Source organism: Thermosipho melanesiensis BI429 (assembly GCF_000016905.1).
Classification (GTDB): domain Bacteria; phylum Thermotogota; class Thermotogae; order Thermotogales; family Fervidobacteriaceae; genus Thermosipho; species Thermosipho melanesiensis.
This window is the reverse complement of the sequence record NC_009616.1, coordinates 730765-741555: the sequence shown is the minus strand read 5'-3', so window position 1 is coordinate 741555 and position 10791 is coordinate 730765. Positions and strand designations below refer to the sequence as shown.

Annotated in this window: 13 protein-coding genes and 1 riboswitch; all 13 genes read right to left on the bottom strand. The window is 31.4% G+C overall.

Annotated elements, in window-relative coordinates; all coding sequences use genetic code 11:
* Positions 1-963 (bottom strand): cobalt-precorrin 5A hydrolase, encoded by a 963-nt coding sequence (gene cbiG, locus TMEL_RS03715; protein WP_012056928.1) that lies wholly within the window; start codon positions 961-963, stop codon positions 1-3.
* Positions 960-1694, bottom strand: a complete 735-nt coding sequence (gene cobM, locus TMEL_RS03710) for a precorrin-4 C(11)-methyltransferase (RefSeq protein WP_012056927.1) — start codon at positions 1692-1694, stop codon at positions 960-962. The genes cbiG and cobM overlap by 4 nt, the downstream gene beginning before the upstream one ends.
* The gene (locus tag TMEL_RS03705) at positions 1695-2330 is read right to left on the bottom strand and encodes a precorrin-2 C(20)-methyltransferase (protein WP_012056926.1); all 636 of its coding nucleotides are present in this window, start codon (positions 2328-2330) and stop codon (positions 1695-1697) included. It lies immediately after the preceding gene.
* Positions 2327-2866, bottom strand: a complete 540-nt coding sequence (gene cbiT / locus TMEL_RS03700) for a precorrin-6Y C5,15-methyltransferase (decarboxylating) subunit CbiT (RefSeq protein ID WP_012056925.1) — start codon at positions 2864-2866, stop codon at positions 2327-2329. Before cbiT ends, TMEL_RS03705 begins: the two co-directional genes overlap by 4 nt.
* 4 nt (positions 2867-2870) lie before the next feature.
* Positions 2871-3467 (bottom strand): precorrin-6y C5,15-methyltransferase (decarboxylating) subunit CbiE, encoded by a 597-nt coding sequence (gene cbiE, locus TMEL_RS03695; protein ID WP_231109766.1) that lies wholly within the window; start codon positions 3465-3467, stop codon positions 2871-2873.
* Positions 3427-4485, bottom strand: coding sequence for a cobalt-precorrin-5B (C(1))-methyltransferase CbiD (gene cbiD, locus TMEL_RS03690; protein WP_012056923.1), 1059 nt, complete (start codon positions 4483-4485; stop codon positions 3427-3429). The genes cbiE and cbiD overlap by 41 nt, the downstream gene beginning before the upstream one ends.
* A complete protein-coding gene (locus tag TMEL_RS03685) occupies positions 4478-5095 on the bottom strand; it encodes a precorrin-8X methylmutase (RefSeq protein ID WP_012056922.1) in 618 nt (205 codons plus the stop codon). Before TMEL_RS03685 ends, cbiD begins: the two co-directional genes overlap by 8 nt.
* Positions 5092-5430 carry a sirohydrochlorin chelatase gene (locus TMEL_RS03680; RefSeq protein WP_012056921.1) on the bottom strand — a complete coding sequence of 113 codons (339 nt, stop codon included), beginning with the start codon at positions 5428-5430 and terminating at the stop codon, positions 5092-5094. The genes TMEL_RS03685 and TMEL_RS03680 overlap by 4 nt, the downstream gene beginning before the upstream one ends.
* Positions 5427-6455 carry a nicotinate-nucleotide--dimethylbenzimidazole phosphoribosyltransferase gene (cobT, locus tag TMEL_RS03675; protein WP_012056920.1) on the bottom strand — a complete coding sequence of 343 codons (1029 nt, stop codon included), beginning with the start codon at positions 6453-6455 and terminating at the stop codon, positions 5427-5429. Before cobT ends, TMEL_RS03680 begins: the two co-directional genes overlap by 4 nt.
* A 52-nt stretch (positions 6456-6507) precedes the next feature.
* Positions 6508-6689, bottom strand: a riboswitch (cobalamin riboswitch).
* A gap of 54 nt (positions 6690-6743) precedes the next feature.
* The gene (nagA, locus tag TMEL_RS03670) at positions 6744-7793 is read right to left on the bottom strand and encodes an N-acetylglucosamine-6-phosphate deacetylase (protein ID WP_012056919.1); all 1050 of its coding nucleotides are present in this window, start codon (positions 7791-7793) and stop codon (positions 6744-6746) included.
* A 10-nt stretch (positions 7794-7803) separates the two neighbouring features.
* A complete protein-coding gene (locus tag TMEL_RS03665) occupies positions 7804-8712 on the bottom strand; it encodes an SIS domain-containing protein (RefSeq protein WP_012056918.1) in 909 nt (302 codons plus the stop codon).
* Complete coding sequence (locus TMEL_RS03660; RefSeq protein WP_012056917.1) at positions 8709-9881, bottom strand: carbohydrate ABC transporter permease; 1173 nt, start codon at positions 9879-9881, stop codon at positions 8709-8711. Before TMEL_RS03660 ends, TMEL_RS03665 begins: the two co-directional genes overlap by 4 nt.
* A complete protein-coding gene (locus TMEL_RS03655) occupies positions 9878-10765 on the bottom strand; it encodes a carbohydrate ABC transporter permease (protein ID WP_012056916.1) in 888 nt (295 codons plus the stop codon). The genes TMEL_RS03660 and TMEL_RS03655 overlap by 4 nt, the downstream gene beginning before the upstream one ends.
* Positions 10766-10791 lie beyond the last annotated feature (26 nt).

Here is a 10791-nt window from a genome sequence, read left to right as displayed (position 1 = left end):
TTACTTCCTCCAAACTGATATGGTAATCCCATTTTTTTTGTGGAATAGCATTTCTTTTCCTTTACTTTCAAGATAAGCGCTGTGTCTTGAAACGCCACATATTCCAAATGTTTTTTTTACAAAACTAGAACATTCAAATAAGTGTTCTATTTTTTTTATTTCTTGTAAAGTATAGAATTTTATTGGAACTTTTAGGTATTTTGATAATTCTATTATCGCTTTTTCATCTTTCTTTATTTCTGCCGATGTAATGGTGCATATACTTTTTAGTGATAAATTTAGTTTTTTGAAACAAAATTCTAATTCGGATAATAATTGCTTAAAGGGAATATCTTTTTTACAACCTATACCTACTACTATATTTTTTGGCCTTAATATTACATGTGTTTTTTCACTATTTACTATTTTGTTTGTTATGTATACCTGTGCTTTGGAATTTTTGTATACAGTACTCTTTATATCTATGTTTAAGTAATCATCGACAATGAAATCAACCTTTTCATTATTAACGAGCATAGAAGATATAACTTTTATATTTTCTTTATTTTCAATTTCAAAGTTGTATTTTTTTGCAATTAAATCTATCGCAGGAACGTTGTTTAAATCAGTTGCTGTGGTTATTACAGGATTTGCATTTAAGATTTTTGCGATTTTTAGTGTAAGTTCGTTTGCACCACCGACGTGTCCAGATAAAAGACTTATTACATTTTTTCCTTTTTCGTCTATAACAACAATTGCAGGATCTGTGTATTTGTCCTTTATAAATCCACAAATAGTTCTTACTACTATACCAGTTGCCATAATAAGTATGAGTGCATCATATTTGTGAAAGATCCTTTTGACGAAATCTTTAAGAGGTAATATATTATCTTTTTTAGTAAATATATCTGTTTTTATGTATTTTCTAATCTTTTCAGCAACACATTTTCCGTTGTTTGTTAGTGTAATAGTTGCTATCTTCATGGTTTTACCTTCCTAAATTTATGTGAAAAATTTTTGTCGTATAGTTTTGAAAATGTATCTTTTTTCTTGAATACTTCACCTACGAATATAAGGGCGGTGTTTTTGATTTCTTTTGCTTTTTCTGTTATGTTTTCAAGTGTTCCATGTATTATTTTTTCATCTTTCCAAGTTGCTTTGTAAACAACTTTTACAGGTGTATCTATCGGATACTCTGTTTTTAATGTTTCAACTATTTCACTGAGATAATTGACACTCAAAAAGATAATAAGCGTTGACTTATGTTTTGCAAGCTCTTTAATGTTTTCCGGGGTTGGTATATTTTTTCCATACCTTGTGAATATAACTGTTTGTGAGATATCTGGAGCTGTAAGTTCACTTTTAATCTTTGCGGCCGCTGCAAAAGCAGAACTTACCCCTGGAATAATTTCATATGGAATATTCATCTCTTCTAAAAAATAAATTTGTTCGTTTATTGCACCATATATGGAAGGATCTCCTGTGTGTAGTCTTGCAATATCTTTTTCTTTGTATTTTTTGTATATATCAATAATCTCTTCAAGAGTTAATTTAGAGCTGTCAAATATTTTTGCATCTTTTTTTGTGAAATTTAAGATTTCTTTGTTGACTAAAGAGCCTGCGTATATTACTACATCGCATTTTTGAAGAATTTTGTATGCTTTAAGGGTGATAAGTTCAGGATCGCCCGGCCCTGCACCAATGAAATAAACCATTTATTTTTCTCTCCTTTTTGCCATGATTATTGACATGTATGGTAATTTTTCCGGAAGAAAATTATATGTTTTCTCTTCTAAGGTGCCGAGTTTTTCAGCGACAAATGTGTTGAAATCAACTAGTACATCTTTTATTTTTTCCAAATTTTTGGGTTTTAAGATAACGATATTGTCAAAAATTTTCGATGCTTTTTTTAAAAGTTCAAGATTTGTTCCAGGAACTATTGCTACGCCTTCGTTTTTTATTGAAATTGGAATGTTTAATTTTGAAGCGGCATAAGATATAGAGTTTACCGCTGGTATGGTTTGTGTTTTAAATCCTATCTTTTCAACTTCTCTTGCTATGTATATGTAGGTACTGTATAGATTTGGATCTCCAATGGTTACAAATGCAACATCTTTTTCTTCTTTTAATTGTTCTACGATTTTGGATATATCAACTTTTTTTCTTTCCTTCATGGATATTTCTAAAAATTCGATTTTTTCGTTTGTATATTTTTTAACAATATCATATGCAATGCTTCCACTTTCTGTTTTAGGACAGAAAATGTAGTTAGTAGATTGTAATATTTCTTGTGCTTTTTTTGTAATTAGGTTTTCTGGCAAAACGCCTATTCCAAATAGTATAAGCTTCACCTCCAAAATGTTATGAGAAAAATAGGATTGTTTGATAAAAACATGTGCTTTTTTCCTTTTTTTATCTTTGTTATTCCCACTTGTATAATTTCGCTGTTGTAATGTTTAAAAAATTTTATTGTGGTATATAGAGTTTCGAGTGTTATGGCACTTATTGTTATTCTTTTTGGCAAGATATTTTCTATGCATTCTAAAACACTTTCAGTGTTGTTATCACTTCCACCTACAAATACTTTATCCGGTTTAGAAAGAAATTTTAAAGCATCGGGTGCAATACCGTGAATTATTTCGATGTTTTTTCTATCCGCCTTTTGTATGTTTATTTTGATTGTATTAATACGTTCTTTTTCCTTTTCAATAGCATACACTTTTTTACAAAAGTAAGATGCTTCTATTGATATTGCACCACTTCCTGCACCAATATCCCAAAAGATTTCAGTTTCTTTTAACTTTAGTTTTGATAGTATTATTGCCCTAATTTCTTGTTTTGTCATAGGTGTATTTTCGTGATGGAAAAATTCATCATCTAAGAACATATCTTTACTCCTTTAATATGATTACGGAGTTTATCTCAAAATTTTTTTCAAAATTTAAAAGTTTTTTTGTTGGAAATTTGTATATCTTTTCATTTTCATAAGATAAATTTTCACCAACGAATATGGAGTAGTTTAACATTTCGTTTTCAACTAATTTTTTGGCTATGTATTGTGGCGTTCTAATTTTATCGGTAAATAAAAAGACGTTTTCTTTTTTTAATGTTGATATGAAATCTTCTTCTTTTCCATGAAGACTTATAACCCTTAGATTATTTAGGCTTATTTTTATTTTACTTGCCATATATTGAACACAACTTATTCCAGGAATAATTTCCACATTTTTAATGTGTTTTAATATAGTATTTGCGATACCGTACAAGCTTGGTTCTCCTGATGCAAGAATAACAACGTTTTCATAGCTATAAAGTGTTGAGATGTCAAAGTTTTTATCTATAATTATTTTCTTCTCACAATCAAACAAGTCTAGGTGTCTTTTCCCACCAACTAATACTTTTGCTTGTTTGATTTTTTCTAAACCTTCAAGGGTAATATATTTTGGATTACCGGGTCCTATTCCCACAATGGTTATCAATTGAATCACTCCAAGTTTTGAATAGTATTCCTTTTTTAAGTGAAAAGATTAATACTTCTACATCCAATTGCCCTTTTATATATTCTTTGCACCTTTTTTTTATCTTTTGAGATATAAATTTAAAAATTTTTTTATCGTTAACTATTTCTAAAATTTCTTCTGTGGTATTTGCTTGCAAAGTTTGTTTTAGTATATCTGAGTTATAGCCGTTTACCGAAAGATATGCAGTGAATATCTCATTTCTAGCATCAGCTATGTGACTATGTGTGTTAAATATTCCTCCTGCCACCTTTATCATTTTTCCTATTTGTCCAATTAGATAAACTTTTTTTATTTCGTATTTTACAGCACATTCCAGGGAAAATCCCACAAAATTTCCCATGGTGACCATTGGAATATTCTTTTTTGCGTATTTTTTACTGTAGTTTCCAAATACCAAACATAGTTCTTTACTTTCTGCACTTGCCATTTTTATTTCAAGTTCGATAGTTTTTTTATATGCGCTTTTTGACAAAGGCTCCACTATACCAGTGGTACCTAAAATTGATATCCCGTTTATTATCCCCAATTTTTCGTTTAAAGTATTTTTTGCTATTTTTACACCTTCAGGTGCAAATATAGTTATTTTTACATTTTTTTCTTTGGGAAGTACCTTTTTTACTTCTCTTTCAATCATTTTTCTAGGAACAGGATTTATTGCATAATTTCCTACATCTACAGGGAGACCTTTTTTTGTGACAATTCCAATACCTTCACCGCCTGTTATCAAAAATTTTTCTGATTCTTCAACTTTTGCATAAATAATCATATTATGTGTAACATCTGGATCATCACCGGCATCTTTTTTTATACCGCATATTACGTAATTATTTCCCTTTTCGATGTAGAATATGTTTAATTCAAGTTTGATTTTCGCTGGTGTATCAATTTCTATTGTTTTAATTATTTTTTTGTTGAAGAGTATATAAGTTGCTGCTTTAGCAGCTGCAGCTGCACATGAGCCAGTTGTGTATCCATATCTATTCATTTTCCACCATCTTTAACAGAGCGTTAACTATTGCAACTGCAACGGTGCTTCCACCTTTTCTCCCTTTTGTGGTTATTGAAGGTACATTTTGTTTTAACAAAAGTTCTTTTGACTCTTTTGCACCAACAAATCCTACAGGTACACCAATAACCACATTTGGGTAAAATGTTCCCTTTTCTATGTAGTTACATAGTGTAAAAAGGGCTGTAGGTGCGTTGCCAATTACAAATATTGAATTATTTTTATTTAAAGCCTTTTCCATTGCGGCAATAGAACGGGTAATTTGTCTTTTTTGTGCAATTTCTTTTACATCTTCATCCTCGACGTAACAATTAATTTTTACATTGTATTTTTCCAATATACTTTTATTTATTCCTGCCTTTATCATGTTTGTATCTGTTACTATATTCTCTCCGTTTTTAATAGCGTTTTTGAAGGCATCAATAGGATTGTTTGAAAATATAAGTAGTTCTTCGTATTCAAAATCTGCTGTTGCATGTATAACACGTGTTACGATATCTAATATTTCTTTTGGATGTTCTTTTTTAAGCTCTTTTTGTATGAGAAAAAAGCTTCTTTTTTCTATTTCCATAGGATTTGAAAATTTCATAAATTTTCAATCCTTTCAAACAAAATTTCTGATATTCTTTTGTCGTACAATAGAGGTGGAAGAATAGTTGCGTTTATTTTGTATTTAGATATAATTTCTGGGATATCTTTTTTTATGTGGTTGCCTTCATAGAGAAAAAGTGGTAACACGTATATTTTAGTTACATTTTCATTCAAGAATTCTTTCAATGCGTCATCTATACTTGGGGTGTTAAATTCCATAAAGCCTAACTTTGTATTTGGGTATTTTCTTTTAATATCTTCGAAGTATTTGAAGACAATTTGTTTTGTTTCTTCAACTTTACTTCCATGTGCTACAAGTAATATATTTTTCATCTTGCAACCTCCTGATCCACTCCCTTTGAAACATTTGCAGATTCAAAAGTAGCCATTTCCCTTATCATCTTAATTGCAGCTTCTATAATGGGCATTGATAAAACCGCACCAGTACCTTCTCCAAGTCTCATATCAAGATCTAATATCGGTCTTACCCCTAAACTATCCATTATCACCTTATGTCCTTTTACCTTTGATTTGTGTCCAAATAACGCATATTCCTTTACTTTTTCATCCATCTTGTATGCTAGTAAAAATCCCGCTGTCGTTGGAAATCCATCTATTACCACCGGAACCCTCTTTTCCGCTGCCTGTAATATAAATCCTGCCATCTCACCTATACAGTAACTTCCCACCTTTGCCAGTACATCTAGCGCATCATTTTTATCCGGTTTGTTTATCTCTATTGCCCTTTCTACCGCTTTTTTCTTATTTTTTAACCTTTCATTATCTATGGGAGTTCCTATATCCAGAATGTCATCTATGTTATATCCAAATGCAGCTGCCATTGCCGTTGCCGTTGTTGTGTTACCTATTCCCATATCCCCTATGGCGAGTAAATCAGCGCCACTTTCAATGGCATCATTTGCAATTTGTCTTCCGTAGTTAATAGAAAGGAGTGCCTCATCTTTGGTCATGGCAGGACCTTTGGAAAAATTTTTTGTACCGTACCCCACTTTCTTTTTAATGAGGAAGGGATGGTCTTCAAAATCATAGTCCACTCCGGCGTCTACCACATATACATTTGCATCAACGTGATTAGAGAAGACGTTAATTGCAGCTCCTTTGTTTAAAAAGTTAAAAACCATTTGATACGTAACCTCTTTTGGATAAGCCGAAACATTTTCTTCGACAATACCATGGTCCGACACAAACACATACACTCTTTTGTCTTTAAAAAGTTCCGGAATTTCTTTTTCTTGTATTAAGGCTATTTTAAGTGCTATTTCTTCGAGATATCCTAAACTTCCGACAGGTTTTGTAAGGTTGTTTAATCTGTGAATAACTTTTTCCCTTAATGTCACAATCTCCCTCCTTTATAAACGAAAAATCCCACAAAAAGCCCCTAGCTTTTGTGGAGTCCATACATCTAAGGCAGGTCTCCCGGCTCCCGGATCAACCTACTCTCCACGCCTTCCCAGGAAAAATTCCCAGTGGCATTTTGTGGATTTCGTCCCCGGTTACGGTTGCTGGGCAGCCCCGGACTTTCACCGGAGTTCCCTTTTAAACCGCTTGGTACCCTAGATGTTTTATTATTTTGATTTTTTCGTTAAGATTATATCACCATATCTTTATTGATGCAATTATTTATTTCATTGGAATATTTTCAAAATATCTAAATTTTCGTTTAAAAGCACGAATTTTGCTATATATCCCTTTTTTATTCTTCCCATATTAAAATTTAAATTTTGTAAAGCATTGAAAGATGATACAAGAGAAAGCTCCTGTAAAGAGCAGTTTGTAATTTTTTTGAAATTTTTAACTCCCTCTATATATCTTAATGTACTTCCCGCAAGTGTTCCATCTTCAAGTTTTGCTGTTTTATCCTTTACTTTTACAAGAAGGTCTCCAAGCTCGTATATTCCATCTTTTAAACCAGTTGCGGATATGCTATCGGTTATAAGTATAATTTTTGGGGGACCTATTATGTCGTATACCAGCTTTATAAATTCAGGGGAAGAATGGATAAAGTCAACGATTAATTCTACATAAGGTTTATGAAGAAAAACACCACCTACTATTCCTATGTTTCTATGGTGCATAGAAGACAAAGCATTTGGAAAGTGGGTAATTCTGTTTACGCCTGTTTCTAAGAATTTTTTAAATAATTCGTACGGTGCATCTGAATGACCAATTGATGGAACTATATTATTTGGAAGAGATTTTAACAGCCTTTCTGCACCATTTATTTCGGGGGCAAAGGTTATAATCTTCACATTTTTTAAAGATGGCAATTTCCCTTCATAATCTTTTATATATCCAATATTTTGAGCCCCGGATTTTTTGGGATTGATAAATGGACCTTCAAAGTGAAGTCCAATAAGAGAGTGATGATTAGCGCTTGAAAAGTTTTCTGTTACTTTATTTAATTTTTCAAAGTTGTGAGAAACAGTTGTTGGAAATAGATATGTTACGCCATCTTTTGATACGTATTCTGCCCATTTTTCAAAATCCTCCTTGTTTGCGTTCATACAATCTATTCCCATATATCCATGTGTATGTGTATCAACAAAACCCGGCATTAAAACGTATTTAGGAGTGCAATCATATCTTTTTATATTTATAATCTCTTCTTCAAACTCCACATCCCCTGTATATTCACCTTCAATGGGGTCTACAATAAGCGCTTTTTCCACAACCATATTTTTCCTCCTAAAGTATCACACTTTTTGATAACTTATCCGGTTTATCTGGGTTTAAACCGGAAATTATTGCCTTTTTGTATGCAAGAATTTGTGAAAAAATAATTTTTAAAGGAGTTTCAAGCCCTTTGTTGTATTCTATATCTAAATCTCCGTTTTTTCCCAAATAAATTACTTTTGTATGTTTTTCAAGCTCTTTTTTCAATTGAAATTCATACTTGGTATCTTTGGAATTAATTACAACAAGGGAATTTTCAGTTAATCTTGAAATAGGACCATGTCTATATTCTAAAGGTTCATGAAACTCTACAAATTGTTTAGCCATTTCTTGAATTTTTAGTGCTCCTTCTTTTGAGATACCGTATTCTTCATCAAATCCCAAAAACACAAAATGGTTGTACCCTTTTAAGTTTATTTTATCAAGTATCACTTCAGAATCGTAGATTATTTTTGAAGAAATTTCGTCAATGTTTTCTTTTTTTATTAGGAAATGTAATATTGATACAAAAGAACCAGTCATTACAATACTTTCTTCGTGTAAAAAATCAAATGAAAATGTTTGCGAGCAGACTTTTTCAAGAGATGTGCCTTTTTCGCAGGTAATACCTATTGTGTGTATCCCGTGTTCCTTAAAAATTTCAGCGGCTTTAACTGTTTCCGTTGATTCACCTGTTCTTGAGATAAATATCCCCACATCTGTCTTTGGAGCGTAATTAAAGGCTACCACTTTTCCACCTGTCATCACATTTGATTTTATCCCAAAATTTTTTAAGACATTTGAAGCAGTATACGCAAGGTTGTACGAAGAACCACAACCAACAAATGTATACATTTTTGAATTGGAAAATTCAAGAGAGTAATTTCCTATCATTTTTAAAAGTTTTGGAATACGTGTGATTTCTAAATATGTGTAATTCATCCTTTTAAAGCCCCCTTTGTAATCCCTGAAATAATCTGTTTTTGGAAAACTAAGAATACAATAATTACTGGAATACCAATTATAGAAGAAGCGGCCATTAACCTTGGCCAATCTATTTGATTTAGTTTTTGGTACATGGCAAGTCCTACTTGCACTGTTCTCATCTCCCTTGAATTTGTCATAACAAGGGGATAGAAAAGGTCATTCCAAGTTGCAATAAAGGTGTTTATAGCCATAACTGCAATAGCTGGTTTTGATAATGGGAATACAATTTTAAAAAGTATTTGAAAGGTATTTGCACCATCTACGTATGCCGCTTGTTCTAATTCAACTGGTAGTTGTTCGATGTATTGTTTTAATAAAAAGATGCTAAAAGGTGTTACAAGCATGGGAACTGTAAGTGCAAAGTAGGTATCTATCCATCCAAATTTTTTCATTAAAATGAATATGGGAATAATGGTTACTTGAGGTGGAATCATCATAGTTGCGAGAATTATGGAAAAAAGTAGATTTTTTCCAAAGAATTTTCTCCTTGCAAAAGCATATGCGACCATAGTGGAGAAGATAATATTTCCAATAACGACAATTGTAGAAACAAGAAAACTGTTAAATATATACCTTCCAAATAAATCTTCTTTTAAAACGTTAACGAAATTTAAAAGAGTTGGAAATTTATAAATAAGTTTTACATCATCTAGGTAATGTTTATCATTAAAGTGAAATATTATTTTTGAAATATATCTTAAATCAATTCCTTTTATATCACTTATGGTATATTTATACCAATCATTACTACCATTAAATTTTTTTATTGTGTTTTTTCCAAACGCATCAATGATTTCAACGGAAAAATTTTCATTACCTTTTGCCCAAAATTCGATATGTTTTGCTACTCTTATGTCGAGTTTATCCGTTAAAAGTGTTATATCACCATTTGCAAGAATTGATTTTGTACTTTGGGAAGAATCATTTATCAGTTTAAAGTTTCCCTTTACTTTTCTTTTTAAATATATAGCGTATTTTGTTTCAAAATCGTTTATATACCGTTCTTTAATAACCTTAGTCAAATTACCGCTAGGAATTACTGCGGTGTAAAACATAGAAATCATTGGAAAAAGAGATAAGATTAATAGTACAAACATTAAGATTAAGAGTAGGTACTTTTTCATAAATTTTCACTCCTAAGAAGTTTTCCCTGTAATAATGTTATAGTTAAGATGATTAATACAAGTATGTACGCTATTGCAGAAGCATAACCCATCTCAAAGTTTCTAAAACCTACTATGTATAGATAGTGTACAATAGTTTGTGTTGCGTTCATAGGTCCTCCACCTGTCATTGTGAATATTTCCGAAAATATTTGAAAAGATCTTATAGTATTTAATGCTATAACGAAATACATAGTTGGTTTTAAAAGTGGAAGGGTGATTTTAAAAAACATTTTTGTTTTATTTGCACCATCTATTGCTGCGGCTTCGTATAGCTGCTGAGGTATACTTTGGAGCCCCGCAAGAAATAAGATGGTATAATATCCAATAGCAGCCCAAATATCCATTATCATTATAGATAAAAGGGCTGTTTTTGTGTTAGCAAGCCAACTTGTTGGAATAGGATTTTGTCCAAAGAATTCTAACATTTTGTTGAAAAAACCATCAGCACTGTAAAGATACATCCATGTTGTGGATATAACAACCATGGAAATAACAGATGGTAAGAAAAAACCTGCTTTAAATAAATCTTTTAGTGGAAGAAATTTGCTGTTTATAAGTACGGCAAGTAATAGTGAAAATACAGTGGTAAATGGAATAGTTCCCACTACAAAAATTACCGTGTTTTTCAATGCGACTAAAAAGACTTCATCTTGGAATGCTTTTATGTAGTTTTTTAAGCCGACAAAGTTAAATTCTGGACTTAGAGCAGAGTAATCAGTGAAACTCATAAAAAATGAGTATACTATGGGAAATATCCCAAATACCGCAAATAATATTAAAAAAGGTGAAAGAAGAAGAAAAGTTTCCAAATTATATCTTACCTTTTTTTTCAAACTAACCACCCCAATAATCCCCTGCCATATGGCAG